The 20,922-nt window shown below is 59.1% G+C and carries 25 protein-coding genes; 8 read left to right on the top strand and 17 right to left on the bottom strand.

The annotated features are described in order from the left end of the window. Window positions 1–10: 10 nt before the first annotated feature. Window positions 11–766 (bottom strand): hypothetical protein, encoded by a 756-nt coding sequence (locus AB9K35_RS07895; RefSeq protein ID WP_369925199.1) that lies wholly within the window; start codon window positions 764–766, stop codon window positions 11–13. On the opposite strand from AB9K35_RS07895, the gene AB9K35_RS07890 reads away from it, so the two are divergent. Both AB9K35_RS07890 and AB9K35_RS07885 read left to right on the top strand, forming a co-directional pair. Beyond that, on the top strand, window positions 759–1,379 hold the full coding sequence (locus AB9K35_RS07890) for a hypothetical protein (RefSeq protein WP_369925198.1): 621 nt from the start codon (window positions 759–761) through the stop codon (window positions 1,377–1,379). The two genes, AB9K35_RS07895 and AB9K35_RS07890, sit on opposite strands and share 8 nt — an antisense overlap. A 32-nt stretch (window positions 1,380–1,411) precedes the next feature. Further along, window positions 1,412–1,816, top strand: coding sequence for a WGR domain-containing protein (locus AB9K35_RS07885; RefSeq protein ID WP_369925197.1), 405 nt, complete (start codon window positions 1,412–1,414; stop codon window positions 1,814–1,816). On the opposite strand, the gene AB9K35_RS07880 is transcribed toward AB9K35_RS07885, so the two are convergent. The 4 genes from AB9K35_RS07880 to AB9K35_RS07865 all read right to left on the bottom strand — a co-directional run bounded on the left by AB9K35_RS07880 (window position 1,789) and on the right by AB9K35_RS07865 (window position 5,295). Continuing rightward, window positions 1,789–2,307 (bottom strand): hypothetical protein, encoded by a 519-nt coding sequence (locus AB9K35_RS07880; protein WP_369925196.1) that lies wholly within the window; start codon window positions 2,305–2,307, stop codon window positions 1,789–1,791. The genes AB9K35_RS07885 and AB9K35_RS07880 overlap by 28 nt on opposite strands. Window positions 2,308–2,404: 97 nt before the next feature. Then, the gene (locus AB9K35_RS07875; RefSeq protein ID WP_369925195.1) at window positions 2,405–3,034 is read right to left on the bottom strand and encodes a hypothetical protein; all 630 of its coding nucleotides are present in this window, start codon (window positions 3,032–3,034) and stop codon (window positions 2,405–2,407) included. A gap of 178 nt (window positions 3,035–3,212) precedes the next feature. Then, the gene (locus AB9K35_RS07870; protein WP_369925194.1) at window positions 3,213–3,896 is read right to left on the bottom strand and encodes an NUDIX domain-containing protein; all 684 of its coding nucleotides are present in this window, start codon (window positions 3,894–3,896) and stop codon (window positions 3,213–3,215) included. Between the two features lie 133 nt (window positions 3,897–4,029). Beyond that, on the bottom strand, window positions 4,030–5,295 hold the full coding sequence (locus AB9K35_RS07865; RefSeq protein WP_369925193.1) for a hypothetical protein: 1,266 nt from the start codon (window positions 5,293–5,295) through the stop codon (window positions 4,030–4,032). A 200-nt stretch (window positions 5,296–5,495) separates the two neighbouring features. Here AB9K35_RS07865 and AB9K35_RS07860 point away from each other — a divergent pair, with 200 nt between their 5' ends. Continuing rightward, on the top strand, window positions 5,496–7,679 hold the full coding sequence (locus AB9K35_RS07860) for an AAA family ATPase (protein ID WP_369925192.1): 2,184 nt from the start codon (window positions 5,496–5,498) through the stop codon (window positions 7,677–7,679). 44 nt (window positions 7,680–7,723) lie between these two features. Continuing rightward, window positions 7,724–8,128 (top strand): EF-hand domain-containing protein, encoded by a 405-nt coding sequence (locus AB9K35_RS07855; protein ID WP_369925191.1) that lies wholly within the window; start codon window positions 7,724–7,726, stop codon window positions 8,126–8,128. Window positions 8,129–8,197: 69 nt separating this feature from the next. Here the strand turns inward: AB9K35_RS07855 and AB9K35_RS07850 are convergent, their stop codons facing one another. The 4 genes from AB9K35_RS07850 to AB9K35_RS07835 all read right to left on the bottom strand — a co-directional run bounded on the left by AB9K35_RS07850 (window position 8,198) and on the right by AB9K35_RS07835 (window position 10,261). Beyond that, window positions 8,198–8,584 carry an Ivy family c-type lysozyme inhibitor gene (locus AB9K35_RS07850; RefSeq protein WP_369925190.1) on the bottom strand — a complete coding sequence of 129 codons (387 nt, stop codon included), beginning with the start codon at window positions 8,582–8,584 and terminating at the stop codon, window positions 8,198–8,200. Window positions 8,585–8,689: 105 nt separating this feature from the next. After that, window positions 8,690–9,400: a hypothetical protein gene (locus AB9K35_RS07845; protein WP_369925189.1), complete on the bottom strand. Its 711-nt coding sequence runs from the start codon at window positions 9,398–9,400 to the stop codon at window positions 8,690–8,692. After that, complete coding sequence (locus AB9K35_RS07840; RefSeq protein ID WP_369925188.1) at window positions 9,397–9,945, bottom strand: hypothetical protein; 549 nt, start codon at window positions 9,943–9,945, stop codon at window positions 9,397–9,399. The genes AB9K35_RS07845 and AB9K35_RS07840 overlap by 4 nt, the downstream gene beginning before the upstream one ends. Before the next feature lie 64 nt (window positions 9,946–10,009). Then, window positions 10,010–10,261, bottom strand: a complete 252-nt coding sequence (locus AB9K35_RS07835; RefSeq protein ID WP_027234122.1) for a hypothetical protein — start codon at window positions 10,259–10,261, stop codon at window positions 10,010–10,012. 72 nt (window positions 10,262–10,333) lie between these two features. Here AB9K35_RS07835 and AB9K35_RS07830 point away from each other — a divergent pair, with 72 nt between their 5' ends. Then, a complete protein-coding gene (locus AB9K35_RS07830) occupies window positions 10,334–12,091 on the top strand; it encodes an LPD5 domain-containing protein (RefSeq protein WP_369925187.1) in 1,758 nt (585 codons plus the stop codon). 52 nt (window positions 12,092–12,143) lie between these two features. Here AB9K35_RS07830 and AB9K35_RS07825 read toward each other — a convergent pair whose 3' ends face one another. The 6 genes from AB9K35_RS07825 to AB9K35_RS07800 all read right to left on the bottom strand — a co-directional run bounded on the left by AB9K35_RS07825 (window position 12,144) and on the right by AB9K35_RS07800 (window position 15,329). Then, window positions 12,144–12,629, bottom strand: a complete 486-nt coding sequence (locus AB9K35_RS07825) for a hypothetical protein (protein WP_369925186.1) — start codon at window positions 12,627–12,629, stop codon at window positions 12,144–12,146. Between the two features lie 88 nt (window positions 12,630–12,717). Next, a complete protein-coding gene (locus AB9K35_RS07820; protein ID WP_369925185.1) occupies window positions 12,718–13,131 on the bottom strand; it encodes a hypothetical protein in 414 nt (137 codons plus the stop codon). Window positions 13,132–13,148: 17 nt separating this feature from the next. After that, window positions 13,149–13,658, bottom strand: a complete 510-nt coding sequence (locus AB9K35_RS07815) for a hypothetical protein (protein WP_369925184.1) — start codon at window positions 13,656–13,658, stop codon at window positions 13,149–13,151. 13 nt (window positions 13,659–13,671) lie between these two features. Beyond that, window positions 13,672–14,139, bottom strand: coding sequence for a hypothetical protein (locus tag AB9K35_RS07810; RefSeq protein WP_369925183.1), 468 nt, complete (start codon window positions 14,137–14,139; stop codon window positions 13,672–13,674). A 12-nt stretch (window positions 14,140–14,151) separates the two neighbouring features. Further along, window positions 14,152–14,814, bottom strand: a complete 663-nt coding sequence (locus AB9K35_RS07805; protein ID WP_369925182.1) for a hypothetical protein — start codon at window positions 14,812–14,814, stop codon at window positions 14,152–14,154. Between the two features lie 59 nt (window positions 14,815–14,873). Then, window positions 14,874–15,329: a hypothetical protein gene (locus AB9K35_RS07800; protein WP_369925181.1), complete on the bottom strand. Its 456-nt coding sequence runs from the start codon at window positions 15,327–15,329 to the stop codon at window positions 14,874–14,876. Between the two features lie 205 nt (window positions 15,330–15,534). On the opposite strand from AB9K35_RS07800, the gene AB9K35_RS07795 reads away from it, so the two are divergent. Continuing rightward, window positions 15,535–16,257: a LuxR family transcriptional regulator gene (locus AB9K35_RS07795; RefSeq protein ID WP_369925180.1), complete on the top strand. Its 723-nt coding sequence runs from the start codon at window positions 15,535–15,537 to the stop codon at window positions 16,255–16,257. A 105-nt stretch (window positions 16,258–16,362) separates the two neighbouring features. After that, window positions 16,363–17,001, top strand: coding sequence for an acyl-homoserine-lactone synthase (locus AB9K35_RS07790; RefSeq protein WP_369925179.1), 639 nt, complete (start codon window positions 16,363–16,365; stop codon window positions 16,999–17,001). A gap of 7 nt (window positions 17,002–17,008) precedes the next feature. Here the strand turns inward: AB9K35_RS07790 and AB9K35_RS07785 are convergent, their stop codons facing one another. Further along, complete coding sequence (locus AB9K35_RS07785; protein ID WP_369925178.1) at window positions 17,009–17,533, bottom strand: hypothetical protein; 525 nt, start codon at window positions 17,531–17,533, stop codon at window positions 17,009–17,011. A gap of 287 nt (window positions 17,534–17,820) precedes the next feature. Between AB9K35_RS07785 and AB9K35_RS07780 the strand changes: the two genes are divergently transcribed. Next, window positions 17,821–19,566 (top strand): NAD+ synthase, encoded by a 1,746-nt coding sequence (locus AB9K35_RS07780; RefSeq protein ID WP_369925177.1) that lies wholly within the window; start codon window positions 17,821–17,823, stop codon window positions 19,564–19,566. A 64-nt stretch (window positions 19,567–19,630) separates the two neighbouring features. Here the strand turns inward: AB9K35_RS07780 and AB9K35_RS07775 are convergent, their stop codons facing one another. Continuing rightward, a complete protein-coding gene (locus AB9K35_RS07775) occupies window positions 19,631–20,677 on the bottom strand; it encodes a hypothetical protein (RefSeq protein ID WP_369925176.1) in 1,047 nt (348 codons plus the stop codon). Window positions 20,678–20,922: the final 245 nt, after the last annotated feature.

The raw sequence follows: 20,922 nt of genomic DNA, 5'->3' as shown, positions 1-20,922 counted from the left end.
TCCATCTCCTTCACATGCTAGGGCAATCAAATGCGGGTTTTCGCTTTTCCATGAGATCGAGGTGTGCGCGCGCCTGGTCGGCGTGCCGCTCGAGCAGCTGTGAGATCCCTGGATCCCGCGCAGGAAGATGTTCAACGCAATGCAGGAACATCTCGAAGAATTCCTGCCGCGCCTGACGGGCATTCAGGCCCCGGATACGGACGCCCAGCTCGGTCAGCGCAGGGTCCTCTTTCCAGATCAGATCCTTGCCCGCACTGCGGGCCGGTTCGCAGATCGCCGCGTCGCGCTCGTCCAGTCGGATCCTGCGGTCGATCTGCTTTATCTGGATTTTCTGAATGTCCACATTCTTCGGGGACAGCCCGAAGGCTTCAATGATCACCGCCTGGGAGCGGTCCTCATAAGTGCGGAATGCCGGCATCAGCTCCTTGAGAGGTGTTGCCATATTCCCGAAGTAGGCTTCCGAGGCGTCGTGCAGCAGCAGGGCAAGCGCATCCTCCCGCATTGCGATCAGGCCGTTCTCGATGGCCCATTGCGTCATAAGAACGGAGTGCTCGGAAACGGAAAGAAAATCGCACTCCTCGACCAGCTGGCCATTATACCTGCAGCATCGTGACAGCCCGGCGCCGATATCGCGAATGGACACATCGCGCGGCGATGGATGCTTGATGGACCACATGCCGCCAGTCGATGTCGCTAGCCAGGGGCCGCGATCCGCCACAGGCAGCGATGTGATGTCGTCGAAGGGATCCGGATTATGGATGCTCATAGCATTTTCCTTTCCCTCAGATTTTATGAGGGAGATGCGAAAAAATCACACAAGGAAAGAAATTTGGGTTTTTCCCGCAATCTGTATATTCTCCCGAAGAACGAAATCCGGAGATTGCCGCACCATGCTGACCGGTCGTGATTGCGATGTTGGGCAGCTCGAAGAACTGCTGGCGGGGCAGCTGGAGGCTGGCTCCCTCGGGATTGGTGCGTTCCGCGATGGAAGTGACGCGGCCGATCCGCTTGCATGGGCGGTCCAGGCCCGGAAGCTGCTGGGGGACCGGGTCAGGATTTACGGGTTCTGGTGCTTTGAAAACCCGGCTGCAACGGTCATGGGGGAGCTTCGCGAGCGCCATGATTTTGCGGTCATAGACCGGAAATGGATTCTGGATCTTTGGGTTCGCCGCTTCTACTCCGGGGAAGGATCCGGATGGGTGGATCTCGATGATGAAGAAGGATACGCCGCGGCCCAGGCGCTCTACGGGGACCCGGAGACCTGGGAGCGCGATCTGGATATGGAATACCGTGCAGATCATCAGATCGGACCGGGGCATACTCCTATGCCCACCGGGCTGTCAGGCTCTGAAGGCATGGATGCAGAATTCTCAGCTTGACTGAGGAGAGTTCCGCATTCCATGATTCAACCATGGATTTTCCAAGCGACATCCTCTTGTACCGGGTGAACCCTGAGAGAAAAGAACGACGGTTCTATCGTCTCAGGATTTTGCGGAGCCTGTTTGGTGAACCTCAGCTCATGCGGGAGTGGGGGCGCATTGGGCAGCCCGGACGGATCCTCTTTGAAACATTCAGGTATCCGGACCAGGCGGAAATGGCATTCTGTGTTCTGGCTCGGCAAAAGCTCAGACGCGGATACCGCCGCATCTTTGCGCATTCGCCACATGCGAAAGCGGAGCCATCCCGCTTCCGCCCTGGGAGCAGGGCCTTTGACATCATCGAAGATCCGCTTTCCAGCATTTTGCTATCTGAGAGCGCCGGACCTGCGCATGAGCGTCTTGTGTCAGGCTATGCAGCTTCACCTGATGCAAGATGAAGCTCAATTTCCGGTATCGGCTGCGGGTGCAGTTCCTGGCCCACCAGGATGGTCTTCAGATGGCGCATCAATGGCAGGGCATCCTCTTCAGACAGTTCCTGCCCGCCATTAAGCGGAAGCACGATGACCTGGTCGCTGAGCGCCATATCGGAGGCCAGCTTGCCGCTCTCTTCCCGGAGTGCGAATTGCAGCTGATCAATGTCCAGAAATACAGGTTCCTGCCAATGCACAGCCAGCGCCGCCGTGCGCCCAGCCCCATCCGTTTGGGCAAACCAGGTGACTGGCGAAGAAATCTCACCGGAATTGATTTTCCGCACTGTTCGGCTCAATCCCAGCCGCAGCCGAAGCTGCGGGCTGAAGCGGATCCGGTGCCAGTTGCCAGACACCGTTCCAACGAGCTGCAGTGTGCGGCTGCTGAGCGCGGGAACCGGGCTGGCGCCCGCAGGACGCTCCCTTACCTCCCGTGACAGGTGAATGACCTCACCGTCCATTGTTGCGGATACCTCCTGCCTGCGGATGGCTGACTTGCGAACAATATGCAATTTCGCAAATTCAACGGCAACCGGCCGGCAGGGGGCTGGAAGCTGTTTAAAGGCTGCCGTCCCAGGTTATCCACATTCCTGCGTAGAGCCCCTGTGGCGGCGCGGGGCGGGCGCCGTCAGGGCGCCGTGGCTCCATGGCCTGGCGGTAGCGTTCTGCCGTCAGCGGATTAACCAGGGTGATTGATCTGACCTGAGGATGGTCGTTCAGGACCTTGAAAAAATCCGGATCCTTTCGGATTTCCTTGCTGAAGCCGCGGCCGCCACCGATCGGGTAGCGCATGGACACAAAATCATCGCCTTGCTCATTGAGGCTGGAGTATTCAGGCTGGCCAAATCTTTTCTGCGGGAGAATCCGGCCCATGTGTCTGGCCATCATCGCCTCCAGCCCCTTGTCGCCGAAGATCAGGCCATAATCCTTAACCGGGAACTCATCTGGATCAAAGAATAGCAGTATTTCATGCACCGGGTCTTCATTTGTAGCTCCGTCATACCACTCCGGAGTGCGCCGCTCGTATAGAACCGGCGTAATCTCGATCGATGCGACACCATGAGCGCGGAGCGTCTCCTGGTTCGCATATGGCGGATATCCGATGGAATAGAGCGGCGCCGTAAGTGGGGCCAGCTCGAAAAAAATCAGATCGTCTGGGCTTGCGGGATAATTTTCCGGGAACAACATGAGTGAGATTTCGCCATTGATTAGGGTCCTCCTTACGACCAAACAGGCATACCATCAAGAAGCTTGAGCAGTTAGTTAATTTCTTGTTGGCATGTTAATGGCCAAACGCGCAAAGAGAGTTCCCAAACTGGCATCCAGTTGGAAATATAGCCTGTTTCTTAGGCGGCATCCTGCAGTTTCAGACCTGGGTGAGTGTGCGGTGGAAGGTGCGCGCCCGGTCTGTGACCCGGTAGAGCACCGATGGCTTCTTATGGCCTGGCATGATCCGGGACTCGCCGGTTTCCTCGATGAAGCCGAGATCCAGAACTTTGCGCCGGAACGAAGCGGAGTTGATCTCCTCACCGGAGATGATCTCGTAGACCTGATGCAGCTGTGCGAGCGAGAAGCCATCCTGCAGCAAGCTGGCCGGCAGAGAGGAGTATGCCCCCTTCCCTCGCAGCCTCTGAAGAGCCGCAGCGATGATCTCATCATGCCGGAATGCGGTGGCCGCCTTCAGAGCTTCCTCAACCGGAAACAGGGACACATGCGCCTGGTCCAGATCTTCGAGCTCCTCATGCGGCACGAGTGCGAGATGGGAGACCGACAGCGACCAGCCTCTAGGGTCCCTGGAGGCGCCGGAGAACACTCCGAGCTGTTCCAGGTGATAGGGCGGCATGCCGACCTTATCGCGCAGCACGCGGTGCGCGGCTGCCTCGACGGTCTCATCCTCGTTGGTCCGGACCCAGCCTCCGGGTAAAGCCCAGGATCCTTTGAAAGGATCTTGTTCGCGCTTCAGGAGCAGAACGCACAGCTGGCCGGAGGAGATGGTCAGCAGGACAACGTCGACTGTGGTGATTGGATAGATGATGTCCGGGTCGTTCATTCGGTGGCTCCTGTTCTTGAGATCAGGATCGCAGATAAAATCGCACCGTGCAACTTGATAAATGCCGCGTGCGAAGCCGGGCAAAGAAAAAGCCCCGCGAGAGCGGGGCTTTAGATTTTCGCAAGGCGGCTGCTTAGCCTTCGAGGACCGGGTCCTCGTCATCGCCGCCGATATCGAAGTCGAAGTCGATATCGCCGTTGGCGTCATAGCGCATGTCGCGCAGCTGCGCGCGCAGTGCTTCCAGCTCTTCATCGCTCGGAACGTCGGCTTCCGAGAAGGACACGAGCTCCGGCGCGGTATCGAAGTCGTTCACGCGGGTTTCGCTGTCCCAGGCATAGAGAACCGCACCAGCCTGGTCTGCCACCATCAGCATATCAGCGCCATCGCGGCTGAAGACCTTGGCGGAGAAGTCGTAACCCGGCATGCGGCTCTTCAGCAGCTTGCGGCATTTCTCCACCGCGGTGGTGCCCCATTCCTTGTCTTCGAAACGGCGCAGGTCCTGCAGCACGGTGTTCGCGTCACGCGGGCCAAGGCGGCGGGCCTGGATTTCATGCGGCGGCAGAGTGGTGAACGGCTGGAATGCCAGGTTCATCAGGTCCTGGTTGGGCATGATGGCGGCCATCTGGGCCTGGTTGATGCCCTCGCCGGGATAGCGCAGATCTTCCAGGGCTGCCTCCACGCGCTCAGTGCCATGCTCGCGCTCGGCCTGGGGGGCCTCGGCGGCGTTGGCTTCCAGCTTCGCGATTTCCGCGCGCAGGGCGTGAGCCTCCTTGGCCTTGGCCAGCTCAGCATCAGTCAGGTTGTGGCGGGTCGCATCGCCAACCTTGAGCTCGTTCAGGGCCGCCAGGGATTTGCCTGCCGCGCCGGTAAATTCGTTGCCATATTCGACACTCAGGCGGGACTTCATGCAGTCCACCAGGTCGGGCAGCTTGGCGAAGGCGCCGTCGGCGAAGCGCGGCTTCACGGGCGTGAACTGTTCATCTTCATCAATTTCGTTGCGCGCGACGGCCGCACGGTGCGCCTTTTCGGCGGCACGGTTGGTCTCGGTCAGTTCAGCGCGGTTCTGCTTGTCATCCTTGACCAGCGCGGAGAGGCGGACGATGGCGTCCCCCATGTCGCCGGCGGGCACGGCCATATCTTCGCCGTCGCTCTTGCGGATCATGATCTTCAGATCATTGTCTGCCATCGGGTCCAGCACTTCGCCACGGAAACCGCCGTTCTCACCGCGCCAGGTGACGATCATATCGCCGGCAACGAGGTGTTTTCCGGTTTTCGCATCAGCGGCGCTCTTGTATTCGCTCAGAACGTTCTCGCTGATGGGCAGAAGTTTGGCGGGGTTGCCTTCGTAGGTGGCATTCAGGCCTTTCTCGTTGAGGGCCTTCTTCAGGTCGATGGACATGGATCTCTCCTCGGTTCTTCGTTCATGGTGGAGCCTATGAGCAACGACTGAAAAACCAAAATGGGAATTCCGCAGCACATTGCTCAGATGTTGTAATACTTTTTCGCATAGCCCGCAATCGGAAATGCGAAAAATTGATTTCCATTCACCGTCTGCAGTTCTAGTATGAGGGAAATGTATTGTTCGAAATTGGATTGCGCATGAATGACCACAACCGAAAGCTGGCGCTTGCCATGGACGCAGGAGCCGCGCCCGAAGCGGCAGCTGGGCTCGAGGCGGTGATCGCTGATCTCGACCGTGCGGCGCCTGAGGGCGGGCTGGATACCTATATCGACCTGGTTTGCCGCATTTTGGATCGCTGCATGCTCAATGCAACGGCACGGGAAGTCATTGCGAATGGAATCCAGAACATTGACGTGTACTTCCGCGGCGGTTTCCTCAGCGATGCGCTCTCCGAGCTTGCTGAAGACGCCACTGAATTCTGGGGTGGCCAGGAAGAAAACCCCAAGAGGAAGGGCAGCTCACGGGATCGGCGCAGCAGCCGGGATGAGATCCTCTTCCTGACCGAGGTCCGTACCCGGCTTTTGGATATGCTCGCGCAGATGCCGGAAAGCGAATTCAAGCGGCGCAGCCTGGCGAATGCGGATGTGATCGCGGATGTTTTCGGGTTGCGCGACTATGAGGCGCGCATGCTCTATATCCTTCATGCCGCAACAGAGATGAGCCCCATCGCTAAGGTGGTCAACAACCTGACGTCTGATGTCAGCATCCGGGAAGCGGCGCTATGCGCTTTCATCGATGCAGACCGCAGTAGCGTAAAGGAGCTTCTCAACGGCCGCAGTCTGAGCGTGCGGCGCGGGGTGCTGATCATGGACCCGGACTATTCCGGATTTACTGATCAATTTGAGCTGCGGCCGCCCATTCGCATCCATATGGGCAGTGAGGACTTGGAGCCTGAAGAGCTTCGCGCGGGGCTGCTGCCCAAAGCGCAGGCGGCGAGTATCTCCCTGAGTAATGCCCCTCATCTGCAAGCGGATGCCGATCTTTGCATCCGCGCCCTGAAGGGCGCAAAGGCGGCTGGCACGCGGAACGTCTCAATCCTTCTCTATGGGCCTCCGGGCACGGGCAAGACCGAGTTGAGCCGCATCATTCTTGCGGAGGCGGGCTATCAGGCCTTTGCTGTCGCCGAGGAGGAGGATGGCGCGGATCTCGACCGGGAAGCGCGGATTGGCGATCTGCTCATGGCGCATGCATTGCTGGAGAATGATCCGGATGCGGCATGCGTCTTCGATGAAATGGAGGATCTCACCGTGCGCCGGACCGGTGAGGGCAGCAAGATTGTTCTGAACCGGTTTCTGGATGATGCCAAGGTGCCGACGGTCTTCGTTGCCAATGACCTCGACATGATCCCGGACTATTTGCTCCGGCGGATGATGCTGGTTCTTGAGGTCCCTGTTCCGCCTGTGCAGATCCAGCGCAGCATCCTGAAAAGCCTGGCTTGCGAAGCGGCTATTGAAGTTGAAGATGGCGACATCGCCCGCATGCAGGGGGTTGCTGATGTTGTCCCGGCAGTGGCCAGGTCCGCCGTAAAGGCCGCCAGCCTGGCTGGCGGAGGTGCCCGGGATCTTGAGAGAGCCTACCTCAACCTCAATAGCGCTCTGACCGGCCGCCGCCTGAAATCCCCGCGCAGAGCCGCGCAAGATATCTACCGTCCGGAGTTTTCCGAGACCGACATCCCGCTTGCGGGTTTCGTTGAAAAGCTGCGCGGGCGCGGCGCGATCAGAGCGAGCTTCCTGTTCTTCGGAGCCGCGGGAACCGGCAAGAGTGCCGGGGCGCGGCATATTGCTGATGCAATGGGAGTGAAGGTGATCGAGAAACGGGGGTCGGATCTCCTGGGGGCTTATGTGGGGGAAAGCGAAAAATTGATCCGGTCTGCCTTTGAAGAGGCGCGGGATGAACGGGCTGCGCTGGTCTTCGACGAGATCGACAGTCTGCTGAGCGATCGCTCTGATCATGGCCGAAGCTGGGAAACCAGTCAGGTCAATGAGTTCCTGAAAGCGCTGGAAGATCATGATGCGCCGGTCTTTGGATGCACCAACCTGCGCGACCGGATGGACAAGGCGGCAATGCGCCGGTTCCTCTTCCATGTGGAATTCAAGACCTTGCCCGGCGAGAAGGCGGCTGCCTGTTTCACCCATTATCTGGGGCTGCCGGCGCCGGACGCGATTGCGAGACTCTCCGGCCTCACGCCGGCCCATTTCGGCCTGGTGAAGGCGCGCTGCGAGATGATGGGCATCGAAAGCCCCGCTGAAATGGTCCGGATGCTGGAAAAGGAGGCCGTGGACTTCGGCGGCGGCCGCAAGATCGGTTTCCAGGCCGCCTAGCGGCCGCGTAATCCGGCCTATCTGAATTGAACTGTGGAGGTCTCATGACGTTTAAAAAGAGGATCGCATTCTTCGCCGCTGCGCTGGCAGTTTCCCCCGTTTGGGTGGCAGCTGAAGGCATCCCGGACTTTGCAAGTCTCGATCGCAATCGGGACGGGGCGCTGACCATGGCCGAAGCGCGGCACTTCATGGACACACGAACGCTCGAAGCGGATTTCAACAGGAGCGGTAAGCTCGATCCCAAGGAGCTGTCCCGTGCTGCCGCGCATATGAATGAGCGGCAGGCGGCGGACTACATCGAGCTGCTGGACACCGATGGTGACAATCAGCTGGACTACGATGAGATCGCCCAGGATCTTCCGATGATCTTCCAGGCCGCAGACCTGGATAGAAGCGGCAGCCTCTCTTCAGAGGAATATGCCGAGGCAGTAGCCCGCTTCGGCCGATAGCGCTGGGAAGCAATAGAAAAGGGCTCCGTGCATGCTGCCGGAGCCCTTTTTTGTTTTATCTGCCTGCTCTCAGCCTTGAGCGCGCAGCACTTTCTCGATCTCGGCCGGAGGCTCGCCGAACACCTGGTCATCCGTCTTTGTGCCGAACAGGCGGACATAGACCACGCCATCTTCACCGATCATCATCCCGATCCGCTTCATGACGCATTCATGCGGCCGGCAGGTCTCGTAATACTCGTAGGACTGATCCTTCAGGGTCAGTGTGATGGGCTTGCCTTCAACGCCGCCCCTTTCGAGCACAAAATCAACCCAAGCGGGCTGCTCGCCCAAAAGCTCAGTCACCCGTTCCCGAACGCCATCCTGCGCCAGAGCGCCATGAAAGCGCAGCTCGTCGGCCTGTGCCGCGGCTGTCAGGCCGATGGAGAACGCAATTGCGCAAATGGCGTGGCGGATCATATGAGGCTCCTGGTCCGTGTTTTGCTCTTTGCCAAAAATTAGGCCGCCTTCGGCGCGCACACAAGATGATGTGAAAAATTTTTTCCACATCCCTTCATATTGCGCTCATGCGCCGGGTGCGGCGAGATCTCCGCCGGCCGGCTCAGCGGGCTCGGGCGGATACACGATGCTGCGGAATGCTGCTGGATTATCGCGGCGGAGCGCCTCCATTTCATCGCACAGGGTCAGGTACCAGCCCTGCCCCCTTATCTCGCCGGGGCGCCCGGTCGCACAGCACCTGTTTTCAGAGGCGGTCTCCGCCCAGGATGCAATGGCGTGGATATCATCCATGAATTCATCCGGGCCCATGGCGGATACGTAGAAGCGCAGGGTCCCAAATTTCTCTTTGGTTTGGGAAATGCACACAAGCGCATCCTCCTCCAAGGACAGCCGGGCCGCGATCCCCTCGCAGGCGCGCTCAATGATACGGGTCCATCCTGCGGGGAGGCCATATACCTGATTAGGCTGTTCTACCCCGGCTTCCCGCAATACATTGACCGCGGCATCAATGCGGCGATGGTATTCCTCGGCGGTCATGCCTTCCGGCTCTGGCGGTACCGGCTCAGCAAGTTCTCCGGAAAAACCTGCCAGGCTCCATCCCGGAACCCGAACCCGGTTCAGAGCATTCACCAGCTGCTGCACCTGGCCCGCGCCGGTATCGCCCTTGCCGGCCTCGGCAAGATCCAGGCTCCCACCGCTTTCGTGGGTGAATGCGCCACGGTAGCGCATCCGGAAGCGGTGCATGATTTCTTCGCGCCGCAGATCCTTATCGTTCATGGTGACATGCCCTCCTCAAGTGCTTCCTCGACTTCCAGCAGCCGCGCCTTCGGCTTGCCATGCGGATAATCAAACGCATCCATTAGCTGCTCTATAATCGATTCCAGGGCACTGTCGTGATAGAAGATGCAGCGTTCGCCCGTGAATTTGCGATCCTGGTCGTAGTCCTGATCCGCGCCGATCTGGACTACGACTTCGATTTCAGCCTCGATGCTGCCGTAAGCATGCGCGGCATGGAAAAGTTCCAGCAGACCCTCGGGGCTGTCAGCTGCGTAACGCTCATCTGAGCCATGGTGTCCCGGACGAACGATGTGGTTGCCGTCGATGCGCGCGCCGACCGTAGCCAAGGCGTCCTTGAAGCTCTTCCGGGGCAGGAAGACGGTGCCCTGGCGCAGGAGGTGCCGCTTTTCGTCACCGCCAACATTGGTTTCCGGGATGCATTCGATGATTTCCGCAGAAAAATCCCCGCCCTCATCAATTTCCGGGTTCCGCACATAGGCGGCCCCGTTCTCAGGTTTGACGTCCCCTGTGTGTACCCACTGCATGCCGCAACTCCCATTATGTTTCGGATATTCTTAGCAGCAGCGAACGAAAATTCGCATGACCTGGTCAGCGCATCGCTGCTTGCAGCTGAGCAATGCGCTTCCGGAAATCCGCCAGCTTGCGCAATTCCCAAACTTCGCGATCCGTGCCGGGCTCCATCTGCGCAATGTCTTCAGCGGTCTCATCCCCGGTAAGGCCGGTCGTGCCTGAGAGGTTGTTGTAGTCATACTCGAAATGCTCCTCGAGCTCCTCCAGCAGGGCGGGAAGGTCTTCAAAGCCGGCGGGGACGCCTTTCAAGGGCGCTGCTGTCACGGTCATCAAATTTCCAATCAGTTTTTCGCATACTCACGTTAGCATCTCAGAAGTGAAACGCAAAGAATGGGGTGGGTGATGATCGAGGATTTTGGCGAAAAAATTGATGGCGCGGCCAAGGATCGGTGGAGCCGGTACCGCATTCGTCTGAGCGCGATTGAGGATCGCGCCATCCTCGATCACACGTTTTCGGAAATCTTCCCTGAGCCCAGCTACCAGGCTCTGGAGAGGGATGGTGTTGATCGCACTGTCCTGGCCTTCATCCGCGCGGCACGGGACAGTATCCCGGCCAAACCCCGGGCAACCCGGAACAACAAGCACCGCCTGGTCAGTTGGGGGAACACGGTGCTGTCATTGCGCCGGTTCTCCCGGCAGCTCCTGAACGGAGAGGTTGGTCCGGAGGCCCTTGAGGACGCATTGCAGCGCAGCGGGCTGAAAACGGCTTCACTGCTGGGCAAGATCCGCGCTTACGAGCGCCTCGGTCACGGCACCTCCCTGAAGCCATATGTGATCGGCAACAGTGTCTACAGGCGGCTTGACGGTATTGCCTTTGATCCGCCGCAACGGCGCTGGACGATCGAGAACCGGAAGAACCGGTTCTTTGCACAAGGAGGCACGCTCGATGAGGTGATCGGCAGTCTCGGACAGCATGTCGCGGATCAGGGGCCTGCCCCAACAGCGGCTTCCAGCCAGGCCAAGCATTTCAAAATCTACACCTACCGCAACGGAGGCGGCCGGGTCTGGCTTGGGCGTAAGCTCGGAGGAAAGCTGATCGATATCATTTCCTTCGACACCGCCGCCCAGGCCCGGAAGTACAAGCTCAATAATTTTGAAGAGCTGGTCCAGCGCTATGAGGACCTCAAGAAGACACCGGGAGAGCGTGCTGCCTCCAACCGTGACAGGCGGGGCGCCGACCACCGCGGCGGCCGTGACGTGACACCAGGGGAGTTTTCGGCAACGTTTGGGTTCCGCGGCGTCCAGTTCGGCAATTATGTTGAGGGACCCCGCCGTCAGCAGGATCTGAACGATGCATTCGATGCCCTGATGGACCTCTCTGAGGTCCTGGGGTGTCAGCCTTCCGCGCTGTCGCTGGACGGGCGTCTTGGACTGGCCTTCGGCGCTCGGGGAACCGGCGGCGTCGGGGCGGCTGCCGCACATTACGAGCCCCTGCAGACGGTGATCAATCTCACCAAGTCAAAGGGTGCTGGCTCTCTTGCCCACGAGTGGTTTCATGCGCTCGACAATATGGTGGGGCGCAAGCGCGGAGCGGCCACCTATTTTGGCACGGGCCTTGAGCAGGGATGCTCGGCCGGGCTCACCTATGAAGATCGGGCGCCGGTCGAGGCGCTGGCCAGGCTGGGGGCGGATCTCGCTTCCGCGCCAATGGCGGAACGAGCAAAGACGGCTGACCGGTACCGGTCGACGCGGTATTACAGTCTTCCCTACGAGATCAGTGCGAGGGCATTTGAGGCGTGGGTCTGCGACCGGCTGGGCCGGACCGGTTCCCACAATGACTACCTGGCAAACATCCTCCCCGAAGAGGTTTTCGACGCAGAGGCGAGTCTCCTCGGCTTGCCGGACAGCCGCTATCCATATCCCCGGCGGTCGGAGATGGCAGAGATTTCTCGCGTCTTCGATAGCGCATTCGGTCCCGAGGGGGCCATCGCGCAGCTGCTGGGCGGTCTGGAAGTGGTGGAGTTATCCGGTTCCGGGCAGAACACCATCAAAGGCGTCCGGGAAACGGAGGGGGCTTTGGCGCATAACCCGGAGGCGGAAGTCGCTGTCCGGGAAGATGAGCTTGAGATCAGCGAAGACGACGATCTCGTGTTTGGCTAAGCGGCCGTTCGGTCTGCCGCTGGAGCCATTCCGGGTTCCTGCCCGGTCGCTATCAGGCGATCCGGAGCGCCCTTTGCGCTGGCAGCGCCACGGGGAGGCTGCGGCTGATATTCTGCCGACCACCGTCCCGGTGCAGAATGTCCCGGGTTTCCACCCAGGTCACATAGCGCCCGTCATGAACAGCGGTCGCTTCTGATACGATCATGCGGTCCGGGTCCGGGCACCAATGGCCATTGATGCGGCATGCCGCTCCTGGCCGGACAGTTTCCAGGATGAAACCATCGAGATCGCTGCGGGAAGATTCCAGCCCCTCCGCGTCGAGAAGATAGCCGGTAACGCCCTCCCCCTGTGCTGAGAGCATGATCCCCTCAGGGGTTTGAGAAACAATGCCTTGCGAGCCCTCGGCGCCCGGCCGGATGCCCCATTTATCCATGGCCAGGTAAAGCATGCCGACGCCGTCAGCATTGAAGGGGCCGGCACGCAGCCGGCCGTCCGGGTAGGTCCCAAAACCAGGCACATAACGTAGAACAAGACCCATCTGATACTCCTTATCCGGGAATGCCCTCAGGTAGCATGTTCTCTTTATGTTCTCAATCCTGCAAATCAGTCCTGAACGGAAATTCCGGCTAGAGCTCGGGGTGCTCAATTTCCAAGGGTTGGAGTTCCATAGGCCCAACTGGGTACCCATCAAGAGTGACGGTTCCGTCCTTTTCCACCCGGATGCGGGAGATGTCATCTGCATCCCCATACCCCTCACTCGTGATGGTGATGGTCCCGGAAGCCACACTTCCCGCCTGATTGGCCTTCTCCGTAAAGGCCGCGATTCCCGATGCGAAGCTGCTAAGATCGAATGGCTCGTCCATCCCGGGACGCCAGGAGGCATCATTGTCGAACCAGCCCGCCTCCGGTGACGCTTCCCAGCCCTGGAGCACGGAGGTGACATGCTCCTGCTGCAGCCAGCTTTGAATTTCAGGCAGCGCGGCGGGGGTGAGAGCCGGGGTAATCTGCAGGCGTCCGGTGATATAGCGATGATAGCTCATAGAGGTGTCCTTCGTCCTTATAGCAGCGGTCCGGTCTCTTCCGGACTTTCTTGGATCGATGCGCGCATCAGCTCCGGGTGTGCGGATGGAACCCTTGGGATGATGATGCAGTCGTAATCCCGGGCGCCCCAGGCCGCTCGGGTGTCCTCCCGGCTCCAGATGACATTTCCGGCCACAGGGCAGGCAATGCTGTACCCCGCCGGCGTCACTGCGTGAGCAGTAACCCAGTGCTTGATGCCGCCGACCAGGGTCCGAAGCATGACTGCATTCCCGTCCTCAAGGGCCGCATCAAGAAAGCCTGGCGCTCTGCGCTCTTCAGAGGCCGGGTGGGTGTAAGAAACGCCGAGCGCCTTCAACCCCCTTTTCATGGCGACATCCGTTGTGCCCGTGTAGGGGTTGGTTCCGCAAAGCTCCGCAATTTCCTCTGTCGACGGGGCGTTATCGATCAGGGCGTCGAGAACGGCGCCGAGGCAGCTTGGTCCGCAGGTGATGCCATCGGGCTGATATCGGACCTGAAAATCTTGCATTTGATTGGAACTCCTAAAGGGCGAACTCGGGTTCTGCGGCATGTTCATTGAGGGCTGCAGGATCATAGCGGGGCTGCAAATAGGTTCTGATGGCGTCTGCAGCTTTCGGAATCGCCTCAGCCATCTGCCTTTCAAACCACTGCTTGAAGTCAGGTCCGCCGTCGGCCAGGTGAAGCAGGAAGCTCATGTATTCAACCTGATCCGCCGATTGCGCAATGCGAGCGCTGTCAACCGTGAACGCCGGGCGGTTCGCGAGGTAGGTTTCGAGAATATCGGCTTCTGTGCGAAAGCCGCTGGCATCAAAAGCACGCCCGTCCGGGGCCTCGACCCAGGAATGCGCAGGATGTGGCAGCGTGGCGTAGTTCGTGCGTAAGGCGGTCAGGGTCTTGATAGGCCAGCCCAGCTCGCAATGCAGGGCAATTGCCATCGCGTAGCACTCGCCATAGCAGTAGATCTCTTCAATTTTCTCATCACGTTCCATTTTCTCGACCCCTCACATTGCCGGTTCCGGATCTGAAGACAGATCCCGCATCTCGAGCGCATGCCAGGTCATCACGTTCCGGGTATTGCGGGCCCGCTCCAAGACGGGCTTGAAGCCTTCCAGCTTTACCTGGATCAACCCATTGCCGTCATGCGCGGTCCGATAGCCTGTGAATGCGGCCCCCGATGTGCCTGTCATCAAGCGTTCAGCCAGGCCCCGCTCCACCCCATTCAGACGCCTGACGGCAGTCTCAAGACTGATCGCATGGCCCAGATGGTGAGGGCGGATCGGTCCGCGGCGGGTTTTGTTGGGGGCAAAGAGCCGGACGGCCTCATTTTCGATCAGCGCCTGAATGGGCCCAGTAATCCGGGCATGGATCTCCGGGCTGTCTTCCCCGCTGAGGAAGGCATTCCAGCTGTCCAGGAATTCAATCTGGCGGCCTTCGACATCTACGGGTCCGCCCAAATGATCCCCATCGCGCAATTCCTGCATATCCAAAACCATGGCGGCCCGAATGCCCTTCATGCCTGGGTGGTGCTCCATCACGGAAAGGTATTCAGCAATGGCTGAAGCCGGGCTCGCGCCATGCTCTCGCACAAAAATGTCGAATTCATCTGCGGGCACATAGCTCGTGTAGAGCCGCAGCGGGCGTATTTCGATTGTTCTGTGCAACATGATCTTTCTCCAGGCAGCTTTCTGAAATCCTGCTAGGGCTCAGGGAAAACGCCAAGTGATTATGTTTTTCGCATTTTGTCCAGGCGGCCTTTTTCTCTGCACAGTTTTTCAATGCGGTGCTTCATCGCCTGGCGGTCTTCATCATTCCCGCCTCGCACCAGGATGGGGAGCATGCGGAAGCGGCGCTTGCGATCATATCCCGCAGCAATCACAACTGCCCCTCCCTGCTCCGGAGTAAATGCAAAGACTTCGAATTCGCCGGCGCCGCCGGGCAAGACAATGGTTTTGCCATTGTTCGGGAAGGTAATCTGCTGGGGAACTTCGGGAAGCGGATACGAACGGTGCAGTACATCAGCGAGATATCCCGGCTCATCTGTGACATAGATCATAGAGGCTGGTACGTTGAGCACATATTCGGTGATCTTGGCGGAAAGCGGATCTGAGAGCGATCTGTAGAGAATTGCGCTAGCTAGAGCCTTTGCTGCCAGTAGGCCGATAATCATAAGTGGTTGCACATTTTCCTCTTGTCATTGGAGTTTCTTTTTCGCATAACAATATCAGAATTTATTTCCGGATTGGCAATGATTTTAGCACCGTTTATTGCCGCTGCGTCGCTTTCAAATTTTGCGATCCGGACTTGATTGAACATGGTTCAGCCCCGGGATAACAATCCCGCGCGACAAGGCGGCCATGCCGGGACAAGGCAGTAGGTGAAAAAAAATGAAAAGACTGGCAAAATTTTCTGAAGACCTCCAGCAGTGCAAGCAGGCGGAGGATGTCTTTCAGCTCTTGCAGAATTATGCAAAAACGATTGGCTTTGAGTTCTCTGCTTTTGGGCAGGTTGCCAATAATCCGGCCAGTGACGCAACTACCGTCAAGCACTATGGCATGGTGAATTATCCGGCTGCATGGGTTGAGCAATACGAGGCACAGGGGCTGTATCGCGTGGATCCCATTGTTCAGCGCAGCCACGAGATCGACGAACTATTCATCTGGTCCGAGATGAGCGATAGAATCCAGCTGACCCGTGAGGAGGCCGCTGTTTTTGCCAAGGCCGCAGTTCACGGCCTCACCGATGGGATCACAATCCCTCTGCACGGGCGCTCCGGTAAACCTGGACTTATCTGCTTTGCCACTGCCGATGAGCGGCCGCTGGCGTTGAACGCGATCAATGAAGCTCACGCTATGGCGCTTTTGGCGTTCTCGAAACTTGACAAGATGCTGATGGACGACACGGCCGTTGCACGGCTGTCCAAGCGTCAGGTTGAATGCCTGTACTGGACTGCAATGGGGAAGTCCTCAAAGGCCATCGCGGACATTTTGGACCTGAAGGAAAACACTGTCACCTATCACATCAAGACCGCAATGAAGCATCTCGGAACCAAGAACCGGACGGTTGCAGTCTTGAAATGCATCACCGCGGGCGCTTTCCACATCGAGTGACGGCCCGTCTAACCTGGAGCGTAGGCCTTTGAAGCTTGCGCTCCTAGCTTCTTTTTCGCATAAGCTCAACTCGCTAGATTCGGGTATGCGAAAAGGAATAAGAGATTGGCTATTCTGGAAGTCAGGTGGGCGAACGCTCACCTGTATGGTGATGCTTGGTACCAGCACCACCTGCTGCGCAAGAAGATTTTCGTTGAGCGTATGGGGTGGGACATACCAAGTGCCGATGGCGCTGAATATGACCAGTACGATACGCCGGCCAGCTGGTACATCCTTTGGAAAAATGACCAGGGCGTCGTGCAGGGATCTGTGCGGCTTGTGCCGACAACAATGCCGTATATGGCGCTGGATCTGTGGCCGGAGATGCTCGGCAGCCACCGGCCGCGCGATGCTTCCATATGGGAAGCGACCAGGTTCTGCTGTGACCATGATCTTACAGCGCGGGAGCGGGCGCGGGTCGTGTCCGGGCTCATCGAGGGATGCCAGCGGTTTGGCCTCAAGCGCGGCATAGATCACTTCATTGGCGTTATGCCGCTCATGATTTTCAAGCGGAGCCTGGAGGCTTCCGGCTGCGAGTACCAGCTGCTCGGAGAGGTCAAGAAGATTGGCAGATTTGAAACCGGCGCCGCCAAACTCAAGGTAAGTGCGAAAATCCTTAATCGAGTTCGGGTGATCGCCCTGTCGAATGAGATCCGCTACCTTGAGAAGATGCGCGCTGACGAAAGTGTTGCTGAAATGGCGTAAGGCCGGGCTAGAGGATGGGTTGGCCGGGGACGTCATAGGTCGCATCACCCAGAGTGCGGCGGGGCGCTCTGAGGCGCTCGAAAATCTCCTGCCAGCCCGGAGGATGCCTGAAGGTCTCGCGCGCCTTGTGCGATACCTCCTCAAAGCCGCGGCCAACGCGCAAAACGGAGAAAAACGCTGGATCCGGCTTGACGCCGATGCGCCAGAGATTGACCCTGTCCGCATCACAGCAGGCGCCGATGGCCGGATCTTCGCTAACGAAGCCCTTTTCATGATCCTCGCAAGCCGTTTTCAGTTTGGAAATTTCGGTTCGCGATAGCATTGCGGGCAATGACTTCAGGCGCCCGATGGCATTGGCCGCCCGGGCGCCATGCTCCTCATCCCAGCCGTCGTCGATGCGCTGGAAGTCGTGGATGAGGCCGAAGGCAACGACCAGGCGGCGGTTCACCCCCGCGTCCGCATCGGCAATATCAAGCCCCGAGCTGGCCACTGCGCGCCAGTGATTATCACCATGCAGCGGGCTGTCCGACATGGCGGACAGGCTTTGGGCTTCGCGCAGCAAGTCCTCCCATTCTGCCCTGCCGACTCTTGAGGCCCAGCCGATCTTTAGCAGTGATGCTCTTCCTCTTTCTGACGGATTGCGCACAGCTCGCCGGTCATTGACATCTGTGCGGAGCCTATTGGCACGCATTAAATTGCGCAATGCAATTTAATATTGACCCTGGAAGGCCAGCTCGCTAGCCTTCGGAGCAAGACGCCGGTTCAAAAACCGGACTTTCCGAAATATGAGGCTCTGCTCGAAGAGCTCGGGAGAATGAAATGACCCAGGACACGCTCCACATCGCACTCATCCAGGATAATCCCATCGTCGGCGATGTCGAAGGGAACACCCGCCTCGCGCTCAAGCACCTTGAGGAAAATGGCGATGCGGATCTTGTCGTCTTCTCGGAGTGCTTTGTCTCCGGCTATCCGGTTGGGGACCTGGTGCTGCGGCCCGGCTTTATTGCGTCGGTCGAGGAGCAGATCGGGCGGATCCGGGCGGAAGTAATTGCGAAAAATGGCCCGTCGGTGCTGATTGGAGCACCTGCCGCGGGAACCGGCCTGCCCTACAATGCAGCATTTCTGATCGAGCCGAGCGGTGCGATGCGCATCGTGCGCAAGCGGGAGCTGCCCACGAACGACGTTTTCGATGAGCGCCGGACCTTCGCTGGCGCCGAAGGCAACCCCTCCCCTCTCTCATTCCGCGGCTTCAGCCTGGGCGTGCAGATCTGCGAAGACATGTGGCACGGCCAGGTCTCCCGGGCTTTGGCGGATGAACTCGCGGATGTCCTGCTGGTGCTCAATGGCTCGCCATACCAGCGCGGCAAGCAAGCGGTCCGCCTGCGCCATGCCGCGGCCCGGGTGCGGGCGACCGGCCTTCCGCTGCTGTATGTCAATCAGGTCAGCGGTCAGGACGAGCTTGTCTTTGATGGCGGAACATTTTCGATGAATACGGACGGGGCGGTGGCTGGCGGATGCGCTTTCACTCCGACGGTTCTGAAGGTTGTGCTGCGGCGGGAGCAGGATGGCAGCGTGCGTGTCGGCCTGGATGCTGAGCCGGAAGGGCCCCGCCACCCGGAAGACCCTATTGCGGCCGATTACAATGCCTGCGTCCTGGGCCTGAGGGATTATGTCGGCAAGACCGGCATGCCGCGCGTCTTCATCGGCGTCTCCGGCGGGCTGGATTCAGCCCTTGTCCTGGCCATGGCCGTTGATGCGATCGGTGCAGATCGGGTTATTGGCGTGATGATGCCCTCGCGGCACACCAGCCAGGCCAGCCTCGACCTCGCCGACGACCTGATGCGCCGGACCGGCGTTATCCGGGAGTGCATCAGCATCGATGAAGGGTTCGAAGTTGTCGACGCGGCGATGACGTCAGCTGCTAGCCGCCTTGCCGGCGTGCTCGGTATCGAGCCGGATCATGGCATCGGCCGCGAAAATGATCAGTCCCGCTTGCGCGGCCTGAAGCTCATGGACCTCACCAACCGCCTGGGCGGCATCGTGATCTCCACCGGCAACAAGTCAGAGCTGGCGGTTGGCTATTGCACGCTCTATGGCGATACCAACGGAGGCTTCAATCCGCTCAAGAGCGTCTACAAGAGCGACGCGTTTGCGATGGCGCGCTGGCGCAACGAGGCCGAAGCGGTTTTGGACGTGGAAAACCCCGTTGCCCACCCGATCCCGGATGAGATCATTGCCCGCCCGCCAAGCGCAGAGCTTGCAGAGGGCCAAACCGACCAGCAGTCATTGGGCGATTATGACCTGCTCGACTGTGTCCTCAGGCAGCTTGTGGAAGTGCGCGCCGGCGCCGCAGCGGCAGCACGGGAGCTTGAGCGCCAGTTCGGTGCAGAGGATGTCTGGAAGCGCAGCGGAGGCTATAGCGCCCTGTCTTACGCTGAGCGCATTGCCGGGCTGTTGCGGCGGGCGCAGTATAAGCGCGATCAGACCTGCCCGGGCGTGAAGCTGAATGAGGTCGATTTCGGCCTCGGCTGGAGGCTTCCGATCGCTGGCAGCTACAAGCTGTAGCCATGTTCTGCCTGGCCGCGCAAGCGGCCAGGCAGGAACATTCATGAGAGCGGAGGCATGGCCGTCAGCTCTCCTCTGAATCTGCATTGTAGATCTCTTCGAAGGTGAACATATCCCGGATGATTTGCTTATCCTTTTCCCGGATGGTCACGTTGTCGTAGTATTGGCGACCCTCAAAACGCACGACTGTTTTCTTCGAATTGGCTATGAGCTCGAGGAGGTTCCGGCGATCATCATCTATGATGACATCTACCCACTCCCAGATCTCGCTATCATTGTCCCGCTTCCACTCTGCATCTACCAAAGGCACGATGCGTCCATCGATATTGAACATCGCGCTTTTGACAAATAGCCATGTGTCTGCCGTATAAACCAGCCTCATACGTAGCCAGACTTTACCGTCCTTCTCGCCTGCATAGACGGATAGATGGGAGCGGGTATCCATGTATCTCGGCTCGTTCGGATGCGTCAGCCAGGTTGTACCGTTGAATTCGTCCGTTTCCCTTCTGAGTCTCTTGGCGATAGCTGCGCGCTTGTTGCGCACCGCCTGCTCGTACTGCTGGGATTTCTGCTCATAAACGGCCTGGTCCGGCCGCAGCAGGGACAATGCCCGGTATCCATCGAAGTTGGCCTGGGCATTGCTTGCCGGCAGCGGCTTCACATAGGCCAGCACCAGCTCTTCAGCGGCCGCGCGCTGTTCAGCGGTAAGCTGATCGGCAAAGCTGTCCTTCAAAAGGACCTGGGTGAGTTTTTGCCCGTTTTTGTCCTGAAGCGCTTTCCGGAAGGAGTACGGCACCGTGCTCACGGTGCCAGGCTGCGCTGCGCTGTCGGTGACAGCTGCAGTTTCGGGCTGAGCGCCGCTGTAGACGTCTATCCCCTCCCCCGCGGCCACAGCCTTGATGAAGGCGTCATCCGGCATGATGGCGAGCAGGGCGCGGGCGGTTTCCTGGCGCTCTGCCCGGTCCTTGTCGCTGAGGACCACCAGCCGCTCCATCAACATGAGGCGGGCTTGAAGTTGCTGTTCCGGCGGGAGGTGGGCAGTCTTGCCGTCAAGAACGTCCGAAAGCTGATCACGGTTGCCAGCTTCAAGAGCTCGGGTGATCGCATCCATATCAGCAGGTTCGGAGGCAGCTGCGGATGCGCAAAGTAGAAGCGCCAATGCGGAAAATTTTGTTGGAGATCTCATCGTTCGGCCATGCTCGCTATAGAAATACAAGCGGGAATAGAGAGGAACGACGCGTCTTCTTCAAGAACGGAAGCGGATCCCGTTCCCGGGCGTGGCTTTCCAGCCAGCCCGGCAGCCTTCCTGCCTGGGGCGCGGGCCCGAGGGGCAGGAAGGAGCCATGTATGGCAAAG

It is taken from the genome of Leisingera sp. XS_AS12, assembly GCF_041224635.1.
Classification (GTDB): domain Bacteria; phylum Pseudomonadota; class Alphaproteobacteria; order Rhodobacterales; family Rhodobacteraceae; genus Leisingera.
Note: the sequence above shows the minus strand (reverse complement) of the source record. Positions and strands in the feature narration are given on the sequence as shown.